We start from the raw sequence: 20,437 nt of genomic DNA, 5'->3' as shown, positions 1-20,437 counted from the left end.
ATTCTTGTCACAACGTCATCCGCCGACCTACTTCACATCAATCACTCGACTGGCCTTTTTATACTGTATCTTCCAACCAGCCCAGCGTGGCAGCTCCCAACGCTTCGGGTCTCCCTTACGGTTTCCCTCTCGATAAACGACCTGTACCAGCTTGCGAGACGCGTAATACTCAACATCCAGTTGGAGTTCTGGCAGCGAAAGTTCTAAAGGGTACTGCTCCGTGAAATCGTCGTATTCCCATTCTGGAACACCGTTAAATGTTAAGTCTTCCGGTTCAAATAACGCCATATCATCGACATTTTCAACGCCTAATGTTTCCAACTGATCCTTTAACCAGCTAGAAAATGTCAAGGAGGCCAAGTCGTTAACCTCTTCTCCTTCGACATTAAGGCCCAATGCGTTGTAGAGTTTCCAGTGTTGGATTTGTTGTTTTCTTTGAGAAGCAAAACCTGGTAACAGTGTCTCGTCTTCTATCATTTCGACAATAGACTGAACAGCAACATCACCTTGTAACGCTTGGTGTTCAGAACAGACTGTTCGCCCGGCGTAGACCAAATGCATTGTTGCTCTTGGCGTCTCTTCTTCATAATTCGTCTCACCTTGTCGCCACTCCCCAAATTCAAGTTCGCGTAATAACGTCAGCGGGATAGGCATCATAACCGATGCGAGGTTTAGTGTTTGCTTAACGCCTCGTCCTGGCACGCTATGGCTATCTAGCACGATGGCCGCTTCTTCTTTATCAGGAAAGCGGCTGTTACGCCCAACCAGCATCTCGACTACGCCATTTCCTAGAGCATCTCTTCGACGAGCTCGTCGGACAAACACAAGCTCAGGGTGCAATGAGGCGATGGAAAAAAAGAGCGCTTCACGTTTATATCGAGAGGCAACGTCAAGTTCCGGTAATTCAAATACTTCTCGCATTTGTTTCGCTAAACCTTGCGCCTCTTCGAGTGCGCTGGCATCAATGACAATGCCCGGAAGTCGCTCCCCCCGAACCAAACGGATAAGCAAAGAGGCATCACACCCGTATGGCTCCTCTTGAGATAGAAGCTCAGCAACTTCACCACTTTGTCGCTGATAGAGCTGCGCAGGCACAGATAAGGCGGCAGCCAAATCAATCATTGCTTCCTTCTCTGGCTTCGCTTGAATTCTGGTAACGAGATCGGCAAACAGTGCATCAATGGGTAGTGGATATACTTTTCTCCCATGCTGCGTGACATTGCCATCCTCATCAATCGCTTCCATAGATAACAACGTCGAATGAGATGCCTCTAGCGACTTTGGGGGAATTGAGTCGAGAAAATCGAGTGTTGAGAGACGGTACCCACAACAAGCCGCTGCCAGCATGGGCTCGACGAGCTCTTCTCTGTGTAATTCTGGAGGTGTCACCAACTCTAAAGGCGCGTGCTCACCATATAGACGAATACAAGCCCCTTCGGTAACGCGACCTGCTCGCCCCATTCGCTGCGCGGCACTGGCCTTAGAAATGTTGGTTAATGTCAGTGCTGTACGTCCATTTCGTTGTACAGTTCTGCGCTCTAAACCACTATCGATTACCACACGGATATTAGGAATGGTCAGAGAGGTTTCCGCGACGTTGGTTGCCAATACGACTTTCCGTTGCTTTTGTACCGTCAGCGCACGATGTCGTTCTGCATCACTGACCGAGGCATGAAGTTTAACCACCATGACATCACTGCTGCTTTGTAGCATCTGCGCGCATTGGGCGATCTCTTTACGTCCTGGGAGAAAAACAAGAATATCGCCATCTTCATCTTCCAGTGCTTCTTTTACCGCTCCGACAACCTCCTGTTCACATCCCTTTTTGTTCGGTAAATAGCGGCTGTCTGTAGAACGATGTGTCACCGTGACTGGAAAGCAACGTCCCTCCGAACTCAGGCGCTTAGCATTCAGGTAACGCGCTAGCTTTTCGCCTTCTAAGGTAGCGGAAGTGACGATCAATCGATGTTGATTTTCTTGCTTCAAAATGGCGGTTAATAGATCAATATCCCAGCGTCGCTCGTGAAATTCGTCCACTATCACGACATCAAAGTCTGCTAGCTTGTTTTCCGAAAACCAACGCAGTGCAACCCCCGGAGTCACAAATACAACTTCGGTTTTTTCATCAAAGTAGGCATGAAGCTTGATCGCGTAACCGACTTTGCGACCTATTGGCTCTCCAGATTGCTCCGCAAGAAATTCAGCCAGCGAGGTACAAGCAATTCGACGTGGTTCAATAACCAGAACGCGTCCGTGTTTTGCCGCCCACATGGGCAAGCGGGTAGATTTACCCGACCCGGTTTCGGCTTCCACCACAAGATGGTTAAGGCTTACATGATGGTCAAACTCGGCTTTCAGGCTGTCGATAGGTAGTTGAAACATAGAAATTGGATTTGATTTGATGATGCAAAACATTATACCCAAGTAAAAAAATCCTGCTTTAGGTATCTCTAAACAACCAATATTGCCGATATTTTCGTCGGTATCTGAATTTTTTTGCGACATTACATTGATGTGCATCAACGCATGTTTACAACTAAATAGTGAACCCGTTAAAATTTGGTGCGCATCCTTCAACCCTACATAAGGCACCCAATGAACAACGATAAACGCCCACTATATATTCCATATGCGGGTCCGGCTCTTTTAGCAACCCCTCTTTTGAACAAAGGCAGTGCATTCTCTGCTGAAGAACGTAGTTCATTCAACTTAGAAGGTCTGCTTCCAGAGTCGACCGAAACTATCCAAGAGCAGGTGGAACGTGCCTACCAGCAATACAAAAGTTTCGAAAGCGATATGGATAAGCACATTTATCTGCGTAATATCCAAGACACCAACGAAACATTGTATTACCGCCTAGTGCAAAATCACATTTCTGAGATGATGCCTATCATCTACACACCGACTGTTGGCGCAGCATGTGAAAACTTCTCTAACATTTACCGTCGTGGTCGTGGTCTGTTCATTTCATACCCAAACCGTGACCGTATTGACGACTTGCTGAACAACGCAGCAAACCACAACGTTAAAGTGATTGTTGTGACAGATGGCGAACGTATCCTTGGCTTGGGTGACCAAGGTATCGGCGGCATGGGTATTCCTATCGGTAAACTGTCACTATATACCGCGTGTGGTGGTATCAGCCCTGCTTACACGCTACCAATCGTGCTTGATGTGGGTACCAATAACCCGCAACGCTTAGCTGATCCGATGTACATGGGTTGGCGTCATCCTCGTATTACGGGTGCAGAATACGATGCATTTGTAGAAGAGTTTATCCAAGCGGTACAGCGCCGTTGGCCTGATGCTTTGATCCAGTTCGAAGACTTTGCTCAGAAAAATGCGATGCCTCTTCTAGAGCGTTACAAAGACCGCGTGTGTTGCTTCAATGATGATATTCAGGGTACTGCAGCTGTTACTGTTGGCTCTCTACTTGCCGCCTGTAAAGCAGCAGGAACTCAGCTTTCTAAACAACGTATTACCTTCCTAGGCGCAGGGTCTGCTGGTTGTGGTATCGCAGAAGCGATCATCGCACAAATGGTATCGGAAGGAATTTCTGACGAGCAAGCTCGCTCACAAGTTTACATGGTTGACCGTTGGGGTCTGTTACAAGAAGGCATGCCTAACCTTCTTGATTTCCAACAACGCTTGGTGCAAAAGCATACCAATACGAAAGAGTGGGAAAATGAAGGAAATGGCTTCTCACTACTCGATGTTATGCGTAACGCCAAGCCAACGGTACTAATTGGTGTTTCTGGTGCGCCTGGCCTATTTAGCCAAGAAGTCATCGAAGAAATGCATAAACACTGTAAGCGTCCGATTGTCTTCCCTCTGTCGAACCCAACAAGCCGCGTGGAAGCGACACCGAACGACATCATTCGTTGGACAAATGGTGAAGCACTGGTTGCAACAGGTAGCCCATTTGAGCCAGTGGTTCATGAAGGTCGCACTTACCCTATTGCACAATGTAACAACAGCTACATCTTCCCAGGCATTGGCCTTGGTGTACTTGCTGTCAATGCAAAACGTGTCACTGACGAGATGCTAATGGAATCAAGCCGCGCGCTCGCAACATGTTCTCCTCTAGCAATCAACGGTCGTGGGGCACTACTTCCACCACTGGAAGAGATCCACTTAGTATCGAAAAAAATCGCATTTGCCGTTGGTAAAAAGGCAATTGAACAAGGTGTCGCATTAGAAATTACTGATGAAGCATTGAACGTGGCGATTGAACAGTCGTTCTGGCAACCTGTTTACCGCCGCTACAAACGCACTGCGTTCTAAGCTTGAGACAATTCGTTTAATAATTAGCCCCTACCATGTAGGGGCTTTTATTTTTTTATCATCCTAACCAGATTTTGGCATAAATGGGCTTCTCTCTTTTTGTTTCTATCAGATATGATGAGAACTACATTTTTAGTTAAGGATATAAAACGTTTTGTTGTTTTCTCGCATAAGATCAAAGTGGAAGCTGAAATTTTCCTGGAAGCGATTTGCTTTGATTTTGTCGATCTCTGCACTTAGTCTGCTTGTTTCTGTTATTGCCATCGACCGGTGGGTGGTTTTACAAGCCAAAGAGAGCATTTTCACTGAATACGAGCAAATCCCTCAACATGAGGTTGCCGTAGTTCTTGGTACCAGTAAATACATCGGAAAGATCCTCAACACTTACTACACTCATCGCATTAATGCGGCGATTGAGCTTTACAACCAAGGCAAAGTAAAACAGTTTTTATTGAGTGGTGATAACGCCCACCGTTCATATAACGAACCGTGGACAATGAAACGCGACTTACTTAAAGCAGGCGTGCCTGAAGAAGTGATTCACCTTGATTATGCTGGCTTTCGTACCTTAGATTCGATTGTACGAGCAAAAAAAATTTTTGCTTCGGAGCGATTTCTGATTGTGACTCAACGCTTTCACTGCGAACGCGCACTGTTCATCGCTGATGCTTACAGCATTGATGCGCAGTGTCTCGCGGTAGCAGGGCCGACGGCCAACAAGCAAAAAACATCGATGCGTGTTCGAGAACTGCTAGCCCGTGTGAAAGCGTTTTTAGACCTGTATATTATCAATACGCAGCCTAAGTTTCTTGGCCCTCAAGAACCTATCGTCGCAGTAAAAGAGCCAAATAAAGCAGCTAACGAGCCTCTTCAAGTCCCCGTCGAATAGAGGAATAACGTGGCTCACAAGCCTAGTAACATTTCTATAAAACAAATGGGTAGTTTTCTACCCATTTCCAATTCTCAACATCACACTTTCTAATTTGCTCTACGATTCAGGCAAAACTCTTTTTCGCATTCAAAGTAACATTTCATCAATAAATAACTACAAGTCAGTTACTTTGCCATAAAAAAACCGACAAAAGGCAATGCAAAAGGAGCACTACCCATGACCGCACTCGCTGTGACATTGAAGAATTGGTTCTTCACTCGCAACAGCATGATTTTGAACGCGAATATCCTATTGTTCATTATCTTGTTTAATACCTTACCCTTTGAACCACAAGTAGTAACCGGCCTGAGCATCTTAGTTTTTGTTGCTATTCTGTGGCTAACCGAAGCGATTCACGTCAGCATTACCGCGCTGCTCATACCACTACTTGCGGTATTTTTGGGTGTGTTCAACACTCAAACCGCACTGAATAACTTTTCCAACTCCATCATTTTTCTATTTTTGGGTGGTTTTGCACTAGCTGCGGCTCTACATAAACAAAAGTTAGATCAAGCTATTGCAGATAAAGTACTATTGCTGGCAAGAGGAAAAATGTCTGTCGCTGTATTCATGCTATTTGGTGTGAGTGCTGGCCTGTCAATGTGGATTTCAAACACCGCCACCGCCGCGATGATGTTACCGCTTGTGCTGGGTGTGATGACAAAGCTAGACGCCAAGAAAAACCACAACACCTTTTTGTTTGTTCTACTCGGTATCGCTTACAGTGCTTCAATTGGTGGTATTGCAACACTGGTTGGTAGCCCACCAAACGCAATTGCAGCCGCTGAAGTTGGCCTAAGCTTCACTGAATGGATGAAGTTTGGTGTACCTATTTCCCTAGTATTAATGCCAATCGCTATCCTCGTATTGTACACGATGACTAAGCCTGACCTTAGCCACAAGTTTGACCTTGACCATCAACCAGTCGAATGGACAAACGGCAAAATGATTACGTTGGCGATTTTCTTACTGACCGTGACGTTGTGGATATTCAGTAAGCCTATTAACGCTATGCTGGGTGGCTTCGCGAAGTTCGATACTCTTGTAGCTATTGGCGCCATCCTTCTACTTGGTGCTTCTCGCGCCGTCGAGTGGAAAGATATTGAGAAAACAACCGACTGGGGTGTGTTAATCCTATTTGGTGGTGGTATCTGTCTGAGTAACGTCCTAAAAGCAACCGGAACAAGCGTATTTTTGGCTCATAGCTTGTCAGGCTTCCTTGAGCAAGCCGGTATTCTCTTAACGATTCTTGCAGTGGTTGCTTTTGTTGTCTTCTTGACTGAGTTTGCGAGTAACACCGCCAGTGCTGCGCTACTTGTCCCTGTATTTGCGACCATTGCAGAAGCCTTAGGCATGTCTCCGGTTATTCTTTCTGCACTGATTGCCGTCGCTGCATCTTGTGCATTTATGTTACCAGTTGCAACACCTCCAAACGCGATTGTGTTCGGTACGGGTCATATCAAGCAAAAAGAAATGATGCGAATTGGTTTCGTATTAAACATTGCGTGTATTGCTGCACTAACGCTTTTCGCTTGGTTGTTCTGGTAAAAATAGCAAGTTCGATTAGCACTACACTGCTGCTCACGGTAATCGTATCGATAACCCAAACTTCCCCCCCTAAGTGGTGTTCAGCAGTTTCCCTCTTGGTGGCCAGTTGGCCACCTTTTTTCTTTCCTTTCAGTGAACGGCTATCAGGCTTGCTTCTTTTCTCAAGCAAGTAAACCATAATAAGCTTCCACTCGGTTGCGGCCATTGCGCTTCGCCTGATACAACACTTCGTCAGCTCTCGCCATGGTTTCTGAGACGCGTTCATTCTGCATTTGGGCAACGCCAATACTGCAAGTTAATGAATCACCGTGCACCCACAAATGATCCTCCACATTTTTGCGAATCATTTCTGCCTTCTCTAACGCTTGTTCAATATTGGTATCAGGGCAAAATACGACAAACTCTTCGCCGCCCCAACGAACGAGTCGATCGTCTGAGTAAATAGAAGTCGCTACCACCATGACAAATTCGCGCAATATGTCATCCCCCATTTGGTGCCCAAATTTGTCGTTCACCTTTTTAAACTTATCCAAGTCCAAATAGAGAATACTGAAGGTGTTATGCCCCCAGCGAACCTGACGAGATTGTTGTTCCAGCCAGTGTTGCACAGCATATCGGTTCATCGCGCCCGTCAAAGCATCTCGATGCGCTAACTCTGCAAACTCATAGTTTTGAGCTCGCAAAGTATCATTCACCTTTTCCAAATGACGGTGACGCTTTTGCGCTTTTTCATAAGCCACTCTATTTTTTCGTAACTCATGCAGTGAAAAAGCCAGTCCAAGCGCCATCCAAGAGAGTAATAATGCATACAACAATGTTTCTTGCGCAAGGTAAGCGCCTTCAAACTCAATTTTATCAATCACAATTCTATGTTTACCAAGTGCCGCACCAGACCCAGTTGCAATATCAATACGTGTGATGTTTGAAAATTCAGGTGCAGAGTGTTCAATCGCGACTCCGTTATCTGCTAACCACCAGGTCATCACCTGAAGATTTTTAATCGGAATTTCGACAATATCGATCGAACCCGACGGAGAAAACTGCATGCCATTATATTTAATGGTGTACTCGTCGTCCGGCTTGGAATACTCAGAATTATAATTGCGAAGATACAAACGTAGGTCGTGGCTAGTGTTAGCCCCTATTCCTGCCTCTTCATATCGCACCTTCAATCGAATCGTATGGTAGTTGGAAAGGTCAATACCCTGTGTTGGCGTTGCTGAATCGGTATAAACCGAGATTCCGCAGTAAGGCCAAGCATACGAGCTCTGCTTTAGTTCACAGCTAAGAACTAGGCTTTGCCGATCGTATGTGATATCAGCCTCACTCACACCTCCTTCACTGGCATCTTTAGTTGCATAGATATTGAAATGCTCAGGTGTAATGGTCAGCTTTCGCGTATCGCCAAGCACACTATAAAGGGCAACCAAACTGATAGTGCAAATAGAAAGAGCAAAGATAAAGTTATGGATCCACTTCATGGGCAAGTGACCTGCTGAGATTATATGCAATACGTGAGGTTCAATAATTTCAAAAAATGAAATCAAGGTGATTTATCAAGAAATAAAATCACTTTCTCATTCAATTCTTAGTTTCGACACATAGTAACGGATTTTGAACCGTTATCACGTTTTAAAATTTCTAAAAAGTGCAGCTCAACTTCTATTTGCGAAGCATTTCACAGCCATAATTTTTAGAAAATAAAACACGATGCATAATAATTTAGTGCAAGACATTTACTTTAAAGCTCCTGTCAACCCTGCATCTCTTCTCCACTTCAGTATATACTGTGCAAAAACACAATAATGAGTAATGTCATGTCATTAATTGCAACTGGCACGCTAAACAAAATGCGTGCTTCTCTGGACGGTGCCGTCAACTACCGTCTTCCTGTCGGTGAGGAAGAAATCGACTTAACTCCGTTTCTGGGTAAAACGCTCACACTGACTCACACTGGCAATATTTTTTGTTGCTCATGTGGAAAGAAAACGAAAAAGAGTTATTCGCAAGGCCACTGTTTTGTATGCATGAAAAAGCTAGCAAGCTGCGACATGTGTATCATGAAGCCAGAGACCTGCCACTACGATCAAGGGACTTGTCGCGAACCACAATGGGGTGAAGAGAATTGCATGGTGGATCACTTTGTCTACCTGTCCAACACATCCAGCTTAAAAGTTGGTATTACTCGTCATACTCAAATCCCGACTCGTTGGATTGACCAAGGCGCGACTCAGGGCTTGCCAATTTTTAAAGTAAAAACTCGCCATATCTCCGGTTTAATTGAAGTTGAACTGGCGAAACATATCGCAGACAAGACCAATTGGCGCACACTGCTAAAAGGTGACGGTGAACCTATGGCATTGCAGGACCGTTTTGCTGAGCTATTGCCTTTAGTCGAAGAGAAAATTGCCGAGATAAAACAGCAATTCGGCGAAGATGCCATTGAAGTATTAAACGAAAGCATTACCGACCTTAGCTACCCGGTACAACAGCACCCAACGAAGATCACTTCGCATAACTTCGATAAAAACCCGGTTGTTACTGGCACTTTGCAAGGCATCAAAGGTCAATACCTCATCTTTGATACCGGCGTTATTAATGTAAGAAAATTCACTTCCTATGAAGTTGAAGTTAGTGAGTAATCGCTTGCAGAACGCGTTGATTCAAATAAAAATGAAAAAAGCTCGAGTTTGACTCGAGCTTTTGTTTTTCTATTAGGAAGAAATCGTTAGTTATGCGTCAAGGATGCTTTCTAGCACATCGAATAACATATCGACTTCTTCTATTGTGTTGTAATGCATACAACCAATTCGCACTACACCACCCGATTCTTCTAAACCAAGTTGACGAACTAAGCCCAACGCATAAAAGTGACCATTCCATACACAAATGTTATGTTCACCCAGTGTTTTCGCGATGAACTCTGGAGAATATCGGTCAAACGTTAGCGCAAAAGTTGGCGTGCGGAGTTGGCTATCTTCCTTTGCGATACCGAATAGATTGACACCATCTAATGCATTCAAACGCTGCAAGAAACGCTCACTCAAGCGCTGCTCATGTTGTTCATACAGTTGGTAGCTTTGCTCCAATCGTTGGCGAAGAGGTAAACCGACTTCACCAAATTGAGCCAGATACTCAACCGCAGAAACGACACCAGCAAGACCTTCAAAACTTTGCGTTCCTGTTTCAAATCGACCAGGGCCTATATTAGTGGCAGGCTCGACTTTGTAAGGGCGAATACTGTGGAGCCACTGATCGGCTATGTAAGCAATACCAACGTGTGGTCCGAAAAACTTGTAAGCTGAGCAAGCTAAAAAGTCACAACCTAACGCTTGAACATCAACCAAATGATGAGGCGCATAATGGACGGCATCCACATAAACTTGTGCCCCAACATTGTGCGCCATGCTGACTACTTGCTGTACATCCACAATAGAGCCCGTCGTGTTCGATGCATAAGTCACAGCGACAAGGCGCGTTTTATCAGAAAGAAGGCGGCTTAAATGCTCCATATCAAGCGTACAATCTTCTTCGTTGATACGAACTTGATGAACCGTAACGCCTTTATCTTCTGCCGCTTGCTGCCAGCTGGATACATTTGAATAGTGATCCAAAGCGGAGACAATGATCTCATCTCCTGCTTGCCAATCTCGACTAATCGCGCGACTAAGCTGAAAGGTTAGTGAGGTCATATTGGCACCGAAGACAATATTGCCAGATGAAGGGGCATTAAGTAGAGCCTGAGCCGACTCACGCGCATTTTGCATTACGTCAACGGTCACTTGGCTAGAAAAATAATGCCCGCCTAAGTTAGCGTTGAAACGACCTAAATACCCAACCATGCTGTCTAGTACTGGTTGAGGCACTTGTGAGCCACCTGGACCATCAAAAAACGTCACGGGCTTGTCGTTGTGGTATTGAGCCAACGCCGGAAATTGCTCTCTGATCTGATTAAGATTGAAGTTCATTACGCTTATCCGTAGCAGTAAGTACAAATACATCCATATGGCCCGCTTCGTCATCAATAACAGAGCGGATTGGGCACGCGTTATGCCACAGCTTGCTATCAGCCAAGATTGCGACCTCTCCGGTTTCTAGCACTTTACGGAAAAATGGGGCTTGGTTATGGCTGCTGTACAGCATGATGTCGCCACCGATGATGTTATGGCGTCCCACACCAACCATTGCAATATGATCAAAACCGTCTTGGTGCACACCTTCAGGTGCTACTTGGGTTTCTTCTTCCAGTGCCCTGATACGGATTTGGTGAATTTCTATTTCTTGACCGTTTGGCAGATGATTCGCATTGACAAACAATTCACACATTTCTCGAAATCCATCGCTGGTAAGAATATCCTTCTCAATTGGCTCGAATTGTCTTACTACATCACCTTGAAATCGGTTGATATCAGAGGATTGAACAAAGCTATTTTTATTTAAGTCGATGACTTTGCCGTTATCAAAGCCAACCACAGAATAACGTCGTAGTCGATACTGACCATCTGCATGTTCGGTACGAGGCAGTTCTTCAAACGATGGGGAAAGCTGCTCAATTGCTGCCATGCTGAGCTGTGTTAAATGTAGAGTATTCTCACGTGAATGTAACATCATTTGCTCCTTTAATGAGGCACATTAATTAACATTTAATTTACACACTAGGTTACGCAAATATTCTGCAATTACCAGCTTTTAACGTTGATAGCTTCAACAAAACGACGAAAACAACATAACAAACCAAACCAAACCACAAAAACAGAGCCATGTTTCAGTTTTACGCTTTGACAATATTTGAAACTAGACTTCTCTACTACGAATAGAATTTTATGCTAGAAGTCAACGTTCTCAATCAATATTTAGTGGGTTCTAATCTATAACCAATTATTCGATCACAATCGTTGTTTATGCTTTTAAAGCACTAAGAATTTCCATACAATCGAGGGAAATGTTACGCCCTTTTTGGAGCCATAATGAGCGACGTAAAACACTGTAAATTATTAATTCTTGGTTCTGGTCCTGCAGGATACACAGCTGCCGTCTACGCAGCGCGTGCAAACTTAAACCCTGTGCTTGTGACGGGAATGCAACAAGGTGGTCAGCTAACCACCACAACTGAAGTTGAAAACTGGCCAGGCGATGCTGAGGGACTGACAGGTCCAGCATTGATGGATCGCATGAAAGAACACGCCGAGCGTTTTGAAACTGAAATCGTATTTGATCACATCAATGAAGTAGAGCTATCACAACGCCCATTTCGTTTAAAAGGCGACTCAGGTGAGTACACTTGTGATGCCTTAATCATATCTACCGGCGCATCAGCAAAATACCTTGGCCTTGAGTCTGAAGAAGCATTTAAAGGTCGCGGCGTTTCTGCTTGTGCAACCTGTGACGGTTTCTTCTACCGTAATCAGAAAGTTGCAGTTGTGGGCGGTGGTAACACGGCTGTTGAAGAAGCGCTATACCTATCTAACATTGCGTCAGAAGTTCACCTGATCCACCGCCGCGATTCATTCCGCGCAGAGAAGATCCTTGTGAAACGTCTGATGGATAAAGTTGAAAGCGGTAATATCGTTCTTCATACCGATCGCACTCTCGATGAAGTACTGGGTGACGATATGGGCGTAACGGGCGTCCGCATTAAAGACGTGAACAGCGGTGCGACAGAAGATATCGATGTAATGGGTGCATTCATCGCAATTGGTCACCAGCCAAACACACAAATCTTTGAAGGCCAAGTAGACATGAAAGATGGCTACATCATCGTTCAATCAGGTCTTGAAGGCAACGCAACACAAACTAGTATCGAAGGTGTATTTGCAGCTGGCGACGTAATGGACCACAACTACCGTCAAGCGATCACCTCTGCAGGTACAGGTTGTATGGCTGCATTAGATGCTGAACGTTTCTTAGACTCACTTGGTGACAAATAACTTTTCACATTTGTGTCATATCCTTAAAGCCCAGCGGTATTCCCGCTGGGTTTTCTTTTGTATACTACCGCCTCATTAAAACAATTATCATTAAGCCTTCACGATGGATAAGAAAAAGCAAAGCAGCTTGAATAAGTGGCTGAAGCAACAAAGTAAGTTAGCCAAGCGCTGGCTTATGATTGCGATAGGCCTAGGCGTACTTTCAAGCGTGTTTTTATTGGCTCAAGCAGCCCTGCTCGCCTCCATTCTGCACCAGTTAATCATTGACCAAGTCGACAAAGCCGAGCTCATTTGGCATTTTGTTGGGCTCGGTGGCACGGTTATCGGTCGAGCTGCTTGTACCTGGGGTCGAGAGCTTGCCGGTTACCGTTGCGGGGAGCAAATTCGAGTTTATATTCGCCAACTCATTTTAGATAAAGTTCATAAGCTTGGGCCAGCTTACATCAAAGGCAAACCTGCTGGCAGTTGGGCAACGCTCATCTTAGAGCAGGTAGAAGATATGCAAGATTTCTTCTCACGCTACTTGCCTCAAATGTCATTATCGGTACTAGTGCCTTTCATCATTTTGGTTGTCGTATTCCCAGTAAACTGGGCAGCAGGCTTGATCTTCCTGGTCACTGCACCACTAGTGCCTATTTTCATGGCACTGGTTGGGATGAAAGCCGCAGAAGCAAACCGTAAAAACTTTAAAGCGATGCAGCGTTTGTCGGGTCACTTTTATGACCGCTTGCAAGCAATGACAACCATTCGCTTATTCGATAGAACAAAATCTGAAACTGAGACGCTAAAGGGTGCTTCAGAAGTCTTTCGTACTCGTACCATGGACGTTCTGAAAATCGCGTTTCTGTCTTCTGCGGTGTTAGAGTTTTTCACTTCCATTTCTATCGCAATTACCGCTGTCTACTTTGGCTTTAGTTATATCGGGGAGCTGGACTTCGGCTACTACGGCACAGGTGTTACGCTCTTTGCTGGTTTGTTCATTCTGATTCTTGCTCCAGAGTTTTATCAGCCATTACGTGATTTGGGCACGTTCTATCATGCGAAACAGCAAGCGGTTGGGGCAGCAGAAAGCATTGTCGAGTTTCTGGATTTGGAAGTCGATCAAATCAAAGATGGTACCCAAGCGTTAGATAAAAACAGCCCTATCCATATTGAAGCGAACCAGTTAACCATTTTTAGTCCGGAAGGTAAGCAGCTCGCAGGTCCCCTATCCTTCTCTCTTGAAGCCAACAAAAGTACGGCTTTAGTTGGACCAAGTGGCGCAGGTAAAACAAGCTTGGTAAACACCATCCTCGGTTTCATGCCTTATCAAGGTAGCTTGAAGATTAATGGTTGTGAATTGTCGCAACTGGATCTAGCCACATGGCGAGAGGCAGTAAGCTGGATTGGTCAAAACCCGATGCTATTACACGGTAGCATTCGAGATAACATCACACTAGGTAAGCACAATGTTCAGGATGCAGACGTACATTCTGTGTTGAATGACTCTCACGCTGCTGAATTTGTTGAAATGCATGGGTTGGATTATCCGATATCTGATCGTTCTAGTGGTTTATCTGTCGGCCAAGCGCAGCGTTTAGCACTGGCTCGCGCCATGCTACAAAATGGTCGTTTTTGGTTATTAGATGAACCAACCGCAAGCTTAGATGCTCGCAGTGAAAAACTCGTGATGGAAGGCATTAACAAGTATGCGCATGCCACAACGAATTTGATGATTACTCACCAACTTGCGCCTTTACAAAACGTATCGCAAATTCTTGTTATGCAGGACGGCCAGATTGTTCAACGTGGTGATTACGCCACACTGTCGACAGAAGATGGCTTATTTAAAGACATGTTGGAAGCGAACCTCGCACAACGTGAAACAGACAAGGGGAACTTAGATGCGTGATTTACTCCCTTATCTAAAACTCTATAAAAAACACTGGTTTGGTCTTTCGCTAGGTATGCTACTGGCATTTCTGACCTTAGCGGCGTCTATTGGCTTATTAACGCTATCAGGTTGGTTTATTTCAGCCGCAGCGGTGGCAGGCTTGACGGTTGCTCGTGAGACCTTCAACTACATGTTACCAGGTGCCGGGGTACGCGGCGCTGCAATGGCTCGAACCGCAGGTCGATGGGGAGAACGTGTCGTTAGCCACAATGCAACGTTCAAGCTGCTTACCGATCTACGCATCTTCTTCTTTAAGAAACTTGCACCACTGATTCCGGGTCGTGTTTCTACGATGCGTGATGCCGATCTGCTCAACCGCTTAGTAGCGGACGTAGATGCGATGGATCACGTTTACCTTCGACTTATCAGCCCTGTCGTGATTGGTGTTTTTGGCATATTGAGTTTAACGGCTGTCCTGGCGTTCTTTGATTGGCATCTCGCCCTACTGCTTGGCTCGATTCTTACCGTCATGTTGTTTGTATGGCCAGTACTGTTCTATAAACTGGGTAAAAACAATGGCGAGAATCTCACTCATCATAAAGCGCAATTGCGAGTGGCGACACTGGACTGGCTTCAAGGCTACAGTGAACTGAGTATCTTTGGAGCAGAAGAACGTTATCGTAATCTCATTCTAGAGAAGCAGAAGCAGTTGCTGTCTAACCAATTTGTGAACGCGAATTTAACGGGCATGGCTTCAGGCCTGCTTATGCTGGTGAACGGCATTACACTGGTTGTGATGCTTTGGTTTGCTGCAGACGGCGTAGGTGGTCGTGCTCCTGATCCTTGGATTGCGCTGTTCGCGTTTGCAACCATGGCTAGCTTTGAGATTCTGATGCCTATCGCGGGCGCATTCCAGTATCTCGGTCAAACGTTGACTTCTGCTCGTCGTTTAAATGAAGTAATTTTGGCTGAACCTGACGTCGTCTTCCCTGAGCAGTCGAAACATAAAGACACAACGTTAGACATTGAATTCGACAACATAGATTTTACTTACCCTGACGGTCAGCAAAAGGTGCTGAAAGACTTGTCACTCTCACTACCGTTGGGCACTAAAACTGCAATTGTAGGTCAAACAGGTTCAGGTAAATCAACACTGATTCAGCTTCTTTGCCGCTACTGGGATGTTAACCAAGGTGAAGTTCGAATCGGTGGTACAAAACTGCAAGATTGGAGCGAGTCGGACCTGCGAGCAGCAATGACTGTGGTCAGTCAACGCGTAGATGTACTAAACGGGACACTACGTGACAACTTACTCATGGCCGCTCCGGATGCAAGTGATGAGCAACTGTCTACTATTTTACGAAAAGTCGAGCTTGGCGGACTTCTTGAAGAGCCAGGTTTAGACGCTTGGTTAGGCGACGGCGGTCGTCAGTTATCTGGTGGTGAGAAACGCCGAATCGGTATTGCTCGAGCATTGCTACGTGATGCCCCAATCCTACTCTTAGATGAGCCGACTGAAGGCCTCGATAAGCGTACGGAACAAAAAGTGATGGCGCTTTTCAATGAACACTTTGCTAATAAGACAGTAGTATTCATTACACACCGACTGATAGAGTTAGAAAGTATGGATAGCATCTGTTTGATGGAACAAGGTGAGATCATCGAACAAGGCGACCATCCAACGCTACTCGCTCAAAAAGGTCGTTACTACCAGCTATTACAATCTCTATAATTCGATTTTCAGTGACGAGAAGGGCTCATCAAACGATGAGCCCTTTTGTTATTCCTGTATTATTAGTTACCTAATTAAGCACGTATACAGTGCTGATTTACCGACCAGATTTTTTGAGATAAGCCGCCATTTCATCTTCCGGAACCATGCCCCCACCTGTTGCCCAAACAAGATGTGTTGCGTTTTTGAGTTTTTCTTCGTCAAATTTCATTCGAGACTGATAAGCATGGTTATTCGAGACGTGCACTGCCCCAATCATACCGGCTAATGCAGAAGGCTCTAGATTAATACCTTCCAGTTCACTTAACTCACCCAAGTGGTGATACATACGAGCGTCATCAATGGTGTAAAAACCATCAAGTAGCCTTTCCATCGCTCTTCCGACAAATCCCGAGGCACGCCCGACTGCCAAACCATCAGCGGCGGTGATGTTATCGATACCCAAATCTTGTACCGAAATATCGTCATGCAAGCCTGTATGTACGCCCAACAGCATGCACGGTGAGTGCGTTGGCTCTGCGAAAATACAGTGGACATGCTCGCCAAATGCTACCTTCAAGCCAAATGCCACCCCACCAGGTCCACCGCCAACACCACAAGGAAGATAAACAAACAATGGATGATGCCCATCAACCACGATTCCCAAGTCATCAAATTGCTGCTTAAGACGCTCACCCGCAACAGAGTAACCTAGAAACAGCGTCCGTGAGTTTTCATCATCGATAAAGAAACAGTTGGGATCTTTTTCTGCCTCTTTACGACCTTGCTCGACAGCAATACCATAATCTTCTTGGTGCTCTACGACATTAACACCATGTGACCGGAGCTTATTTTTCTTCCATTCCCGCGCATCCGCAGACATGTGGACTGAAACTGAAAAACCCAGCTTCGCACTCATGATGCCGATGGACATACCAAGATTGCCGGTTGAGCCAACCGCAATACTGTACTGCTTAAAAAACTGCCGAAACTCATTGCTGAACAATTTGCTGTAATCATCGCTTTCACAGAGCAAGCCGGCATCAAACGCCAACTTTTCTGCATGAGTGAGCACTTCATAAATACCACCTCTCGCTTTGATCGAACCAGAAATTGGCAAATGACTGTCTTTTTTGAGCATTAAATGGCCCAATATTGGCGTGTCGTATTGCTGCTCCAAACGCACTTTCATATTGGGAATATCCACCACTGCGGACTCAATAACGCCACGCGACGTTTCCGTTTCGGGAAACGCTTTCATCAAATAAGGCGCAAATCGTGTTAGCCGTTCACTCGCCGCTTGAATATCTTTTTCATCTAACCCGACATGAGGTAAGCCTTCCTCCAAGGAAGTGATATGGGGGTTGAACCAACAAACCTCTTCAAGATCAATAAGTGCAGCCAAGAGTGGGAACTGCTTAGTCAGCGCTTCAATATTTGCCTTGGTCATTTTACCTTCCTGGAATGATGTGAGTTGAGATAAACAAAAGCGCCGCAATAGCGACGCTTTGGAGAACAACTATCAGTTTGAGCTTACGCGTAGTTTTTCTCAAACTCTTGCATGAAGTCTACTAACGCTTGAACGCCTTCTAGCGGCATTGCGTTATAAATGGATGCTCGCATACCACCAACTGCTCGGTGACCTTTTAGCGCTTTCAGCCCTTTAGAGTCTGCTAACTCAAGGAAGGTTGCATCCAGTTCAGGCTTAGCAAGTTGAAATGGCACGTTCATCAAAGAACGGTTCGCTGAGTGCACGCCATTACGGTAGAAATCAGACTGATCGATGTAATCATACAGTAGCGCGGCTTTAGCGCGGTTCACTTGCTCAATCGCTTTTACTCCGCCCTGTGCCTTCAGCCATTTGAAAACAAGACCAGACAGGTACCATGCAAAGGTTGGTGGCGTGTTGAACATTGATTCTTTTTCTGCCAAAACAGTGTAATCCAAGATACTTGGTAGAACCTGCTTCGCCATACCTAATAAATCATCGCGCACGATAGCAATAGCAATGCCGGAAGGACCAATATTTTTCTGAGCGCCCGCGTAAATCACACCGTATTTAGACACATCGATTTCACGAGAAAGAATTGTCGAAGACATGTCAGCAACAATCGGTTTGTCGGTGATAGGAAGATCGTTAATCTCAATACCATCAATGGTCTCATTTGGACAGAAGTGAACGTAAGCCGCTTCTGGAGCAATTTTCCATTCACTTGCAGGTAGAACCGCGACTTTCCCGTTGATTTCTGTTTTTGCATCAAACACGTCTGGTTCGCAGTATTTTTTCGCTTCAGCTACCGCGCTTTCAGCCCAATAACCACCATCGATGTAAGTTGCCGTATCGGCATCACCAAGTAAGTTTAGAGGAACAGCAGCAAACTGAGCACGAGCACCACCTTGGCAGAACAGCACTTTATAGTTGTCCGGAATATTCAGAAGATCACGTAAATCCTGCTCGGCTTCTTCTGCAACTTTGATGAACTCTTTGCTTCGGTGGCTGATTTCCATGACCGAAGTACCAAGGCCTTGCCAATCGATTAGTTCCTGTTGTGCTTGCTGCATAACTGCTTTAGGCAGACCTGCTGGCCCTGCACTGAAGTTAAATACGTTGTCCGTATTTTGTTCCATGATGCTCATTGCTCCTGCTATGTAAATATTACGAAATTAATATCACGTTTTCGCAGTGATAAAAACAAGAAAAGAGGTCTTACGACCTCTTTTTAAAGACTAAGCGTTGAATTGGAACAAATTCGCAACAACACGAATTACTGTTGTTGCATCAAAGCAGGCATAAGTAGAGCCACCAATGGGAACTCATGCCCATTTTCGAACTTCAATTTGCCGTCACCAATTTCTGCTTTTAATTGATAACCGCCCTCTACTTTTTCGATCAACTCCATAATAAGGAGCTCATCAATCCCTTCTTGAATAAATGGGTAATGCGTTACTAATTCATCGGAGAAGTAAGTGCTAAGTTCACCAGTAGTGGCCGTCACCAACTTCATTGGATCTTGAGTAATATGCTCAGTACCTTCAGGGATGGATAGTTGCCACTCATTGTGGAACTTGCCGTCACCGAACGCGAGTGAAAGCTCGTTCACGGATAAATCAAAACCTTTGCTAAACAGCGTATCGACATGCGGCAATAAATTCGCAATTTCCTGCTCATCTATCATAGGAGAGCTTTGATAGATAGACATAATTTGATCAAAAGACTGGCTATCCACATCTGCAATTGAGAAATCCAACTTAAAGTTATCGACATCCGTCCCATCAGTTAAACGTAGTTTCTTAGCATCTAGGTTTAATTGACTGTTCAGCTTATCACCAGACTCACTCATCGTAGTGTTACCACGGTAGCTCGCATTTTCAATCAAAAAGACAGGCGTTAAGTTCGCATCAACCACATCTAGCTTCTCTAGAGAGAAAGATTGCTCGCCTAACCAGTAGCCTTTTGCTTGCTTTCCTTTACCTTGCCCTGTCAATGCATTCAGATGAAGCTCTTCACCGTTTTCAAAATCCACTTGAACAGAAGGAACGGAAACTTGGTAATTGAGATCACCCAATACCGTCACATCACCTGTTACTTTTGCAGGGCTTGTAGAAACAGAAACGCCTTGCGCTTCGTTACGATAATGCCAACTGTCTAGGTCGAGGATAAATGCTGTATTGCCATTTAGTTGAGTCTGGCTATGCATCGTGAGAGGCAAAAAGTCATTGTCCACCAATTTTGAATCTGCTGTTAGGCTTGTTAGACCGTGGCTAACATCACTGGTTACGTCAAACGTCGTTGGCATACCATCACGCTCTAACTGCGTTTTAAGCTCAGGATCAACAACTGAATAACGAGTCAGCACGACTGAAGACAAATAGCCACGCTGATACTCGACCACTTCGCCTTTAATCATTTCATCATTCATATTGGTAATACCATCTTCAATGATGGACTGACCAATTTGTCCGACAGCCAATGGCCAACACAGTGCTAATGAGATAGCACCACCAATGGCGCCGATTTTTTTAAGATTTTGCATAACGTCACTTATTAGATATTTTCGGTCAGTCTACCCCAAACCACCTGCGGAGAAAACATTGAGACAAATCAGACTATTGATGCTTATTCTAGTCCATTAATCAGGAATCATACTTGGCTCCCACTCATC

General features: G+C 45.1%; 14 protein-coding genes. 7 read left to right on the top strand and 7 right to left on the bottom strand.

Translation table 11 applies throughout. The features are described 5' to 3' along the window. Positions 1-27: 27 nt before the first annotated feature. Positions 28-2,382 carry a helicase-related protein gene (locus R7Z78_RS04920; protein ID WP_104976003.1) on the bottom strand — a complete coding sequence of 785 codons (2,355 nt, stop codon included), beginning with the start codon at positions 2,380-2,382 and terminating at the stop codon, positions 28-30. Between the two features lie 213 nt (positions 2,383-2,595). Here R7Z78_RS04920 and R7Z78_RS04915 point away from each other — a divergent pair, with 213 nt between their 5' ends. The 3 genes from R7Z78_RS04915 (at position 2,596) to R7Z78_RS04905 (ending at position 6,763) form a co-directional block, all read left to right on the top strand. Beyond that, a complete protein-coding gene (locus R7Z78_RS04915; RefSeq protein WP_005377977.1) occupies positions 2,596-4,284 on the top strand; it encodes an NAD-dependent malic enzyme in 1,689 nt (562 codons plus the stop codon). 154 nt (positions 4,285-4,438) lie between these two features. Beyond that, positions 4,439-5,173, top strand: a complete 735-nt coding sequence (locus tag R7Z78_RS04910; RefSeq protein WP_005388862.1) for a vancomycin high temperature exclusion protein — start codon at positions 4,439-4,441, stop codon at positions 5,171-5,173. Positions 5,174-5,392: 219 nt separating this feature from the next. Beyond that, positions 5,393-6,763, top strand: a complete 1,371-nt coding sequence (locus tag R7Z78_RS04905) for an SLC13 family permease (RefSeq protein ID WP_005377981.1) — start codon at positions 5,393-5,395, stop codon at positions 6,761-6,763. A gap of 161 nt (positions 6,764-6,924) precedes the next feature. On the opposite strand, the gene R7Z78_RS04900 is transcribed toward R7Z78_RS04905, so the two are convergent. Beyond that, positions 6,925-8,244: a GGDEF domain-containing protein gene (locus tag R7Z78_RS04900; protein ID WP_104975252.1), complete on the bottom strand. Its 1,320-nt coding sequence runs from the start codon at positions 8,242-8,244 to the stop codon at positions 6,925-6,927. 336 nt (positions 8,245-8,580) lie between these two features. On the opposite strand from R7Z78_RS04900, the gene R7Z78_RS04895 reads away from it, so the two are divergent. Beyond that, positions 8,581-9,405 (top strand): DUF2797 domain-containing protein, encoded by an 825-nt coding sequence (locus tag R7Z78_RS04895; protein WP_005377984.1) that lies wholly within the window; start codon positions 8,581-8,583, stop codon positions 9,403-9,405. A 90-nt stretch (positions 9,406-9,495) separates the two neighbouring features. Here R7Z78_RS04895 and R7Z78_RS04890 read toward each other — a convergent pair whose 3' ends face one another. Both R7Z78_RS04890 and R7Z78_RS04885 read right to left on the bottom strand, forming a co-directional pair. After that, the gene (locus R7Z78_RS04890) at positions 9,496-10,731 is read right to left on the bottom strand and encodes a cysteine desulfurase-like protein (RefSeq protein ID WP_005377986.1); all 1,236 of its coding nucleotides are present in this window, start codon (positions 10,729-10,731) and stop codon (positions 9,496-9,498) included. Beyond that, positions 10,715-11,371 (bottom strand): 2OG-Fe dioxygenase family protein, encoded by a 657-nt coding sequence (locus tag R7Z78_RS04885; protein WP_005377989.1) that lies wholly within the window; start codon positions 11,369-11,371, stop codon positions 10,715-10,717. Before R7Z78_RS04885 ends, R7Z78_RS04890 begins: the two co-directional genes overlap by 17 nt. A 359-nt stretch (positions 11,372-11,730) precedes the next feature. On the opposite strand from R7Z78_RS04885, the gene trxB reads away from it, so the two are divergent. From trxB to cydC, 3 genes are all read left to right on the top strand, one after another. Then, entirely contained in the window at positions 11,731-12,690 is a 960-nt protein-coding gene (gene trxB, locus R7Z78_RS04880) for a thioredoxin-disulfide reductase (RefSeq protein ID WP_005377991.1), read from the top strand. Positions 12,691-12,793: 103 nt separating this feature from the next. Continuing rightward, positions 12,794-14,581 (top strand): heme ABC transporter permease/ATP-binding protein CydD, encoded by a 1,788-nt coding sequence (gene cydD, locus R7Z78_RS04875; protein ID WP_104975251.1) that lies wholly within the window; start codon positions 12,794-12,796, stop codon positions 14,579-14,581. Beyond that, on the top strand, positions 14,574-16,295 hold the full coding sequence (gene cydC / locus R7Z78_RS04870) for a heme ABC transporter ATP-binding protein/permease CydC (protein ID WP_053349524.1): 1,722 nt from the start codon (positions 14,574-14,576) through the stop codon (positions 16,293-16,295). The genes cydD and cydC overlap by 8 nt, the downstream gene beginning before the upstream one ends. A 97-nt stretch (positions 16,296-16,392) precedes the next feature. Here cydC and R7Z78_RS04865 read toward each other — a convergent pair whose 3' ends face one another. The 3 genes from R7Z78_RS04865 to R7Z78_RS04855 form a co-directional block, all read right to left on the bottom strand. Beyond that, positions 16,393-17,724, bottom strand: a complete 1,332-nt coding sequence (locus R7Z78_RS04865; RefSeq protein WP_104975250.1) for a D-serine ammonia-lyase — start codon at positions 17,722-17,724, stop codon at positions 16,393-16,395. 83 nt (positions 17,725-17,807) lie between these two features. Continuing rightward, positions 17,808-18,902, bottom strand: a complete 1,095-nt coding sequence (serC, locus tag R7Z78_RS04860; protein ID WP_005378000.1) for a 3-phosphoserine/phosphohydroxythreonine transaminase — start codon at positions 18,900-18,902, stop codon at positions 17,808-17,810. 137 nt (positions 18,903-19,039) lie between these two features. After that, positions 19,040-20,308: a DUF945 family protein gene (locus R7Z78_RS04855; RefSeq protein ID WP_104975249.1), complete on the bottom strand. Its 1,269-nt coding sequence runs from the start codon at positions 20,306-20,308 to the stop codon at positions 19,040-19,042. Between the last annotated feature and the right edge of the window lie 129 nt (positions 20,309-20,437).

It is taken from the genome of Vibrio sp. 1167 (assembly GCF_033340375.1).
In the GTDB taxonomy this organism is placed as follows: domain Bacteria; phylum Pseudomonadota; class Gammaproteobacteria; order Enterobacterales; family Vibrionaceae; genus Vibrio; species Vibrio alginolyticus.
This window is presented reverse-complemented; position numbering and strand designations above follow the sequence as displayed.

Bases quoted from the DNA above. Each gene is read 5' to 3' on its own strand.
- R7Z78_RS04915 (WP_005377977.1), top strand. From the start codon at position 2,596: ATGAACAACGATAAACGCCCACTATATATTCCATATGCGGGTCCGGCT.
- R7Z78_RS04900 (WP_104975252.1), bottom strand. From the start codon at position 8,244: ATGAAGTGGATCCATAACTTTATCTTTGCTCTTTCTATTTGCACTATC.
- serC (WP_005378000.1), bottom strand. From the start codon at position 18,902: ATGGAACAAAATACGGACAACGTATTTAACTTCAGTGCAGGGCCAGCA.
- R7Z78_RS04890 (WP_005377986.1), bottom strand. From the start codon at position 10,731: ATGAACTTCAATCTTAATCAGATCAGAGAGCAATTTCCGGCGTTGGCT.
- R7Z78_RS04920 (WP_104976003.1), bottom strand. From the start codon at position 2,382: ATGTTTCAACTACCTATCGACAGCCTGAAAGCCGAGTTTGACCATCAT.
- R7Z78_RS04865 (WP_104975250.1), bottom strand. From the start codon at position 17,724: ATGACCAAGGCAAATATTGAAGCGCTGACTAAGCAGTTCCCACTCTTG.
- cydC (WP_053349524.1), top strand. From the start codon at position 14,574: ATGCGTGATTTACTCCCTTATCTAAAACTCTATAAAAAACACTGGTTT.
- cydD (WP_104975251.1), top strand. From the start codon at position 12,794: ATGGATAAGAAAAAGCAAAGCAGCTTGAATAAGTGGCTGAAGCAACAA.
- trxB (WP_005377991.1), top strand. From the start codon at position 11,731: ATGAGCGACGTAAAACACTGTAAATTATTAATTCTTGGTTCTGGTCCT.
- R7Z78_RS04855 (WP_104975249.1), bottom strand. From the start codon at position 20,308: ATGCAAAATCTTAAAAAAATCGGCGCCATTGGTGGTGCTATCTCATTA.
- R7Z78_RS04885 (WP_005377989.1), bottom strand. From the start codon at position 11,371: ATGTTACATTCACGTGAGAATACTCTACATTTAACACAGCTCAGCATG.
- R7Z78_RS04905 (WP_005377981.1), top strand. From the start codon at position 5,393: ATGACCGCACTCGCTGTGACATTGAAGAATTGGTTCTTCACTCGCAAC.
- R7Z78_RS04895 (WP_005377984.1), top strand. From the start codon at position 8,581: ATGTCATTAATTGCAACTGGCACGCTAAACAAAATGCGTGCTTCTCTG.